1 protein-coding gene is annotated in these 512 nt (G+C 60.9%); it reads left to right on the top strand.

The annotated features are described in order from the left end of the window. Nucleotides 1-512: hypothetical protein (locus E6R62_RS40195; protein WP_206309063.1), on the top strand; the 512-nt coding region annotated here is incomplete at both ends.

The raw sequence follows: 512 nt of genomic DNA, 5'->3' as shown, positions 1-512 counted from the left end.
GATCCGTTATTTCTCCGTTTCCATGGGCGAGAGTTCGCATCGCCCCCATCCTCCGGGTGAAGTCCTGCAGCATCGCTTCGGCGATTGCAAGGACAAGGCCTATCTCCTGATGACACTGCTGCGCCAGCTCGATATGGACGCGAGTCCGCTGCTCTTGTCTGCCAGCCGGTCGAAGCTGCCTGCCAAAATGGCGCCGACGCCGCTGGCGTTCGACCACGTGATCGTGCAGTTGCGGCTGGATGGCAAGAATTTCTACCTTGACCCGACCTTGCTTGGACAAGCAGGCGGCCTGGACACGATGGGGGTGCGCTATGACGGCGCAGCGAGCCTGGTGGTCGCACCTGAGACCGTTGCGCTGACGAACATCGAATGGCCGGGAAAGCTGGATCTCAATACCGTAGAGCTGAACGAGACCATGAGCCTGGCCAGCTTTGGCGGCGCTGCCGTGATGGACGTGACCTGGACTTGGCGGGGCCTGGATGCCGAGGCAATGAGAAACGTCTTTCCACGTC

Origin of the sequence: Streptomyces sp. A1136 (genome assembly GCF_004795055.1) — a bacterium.
Lineage (GTDB): Bacteria > Actinomycetota > Actinomycetes > Streptomycetales > Streptomycetaceae > Streptomyces.
Note: the sequence above shows the minus strand (reverse complement) of the source record. Positions and strands in the feature narration are given on the sequence as shown.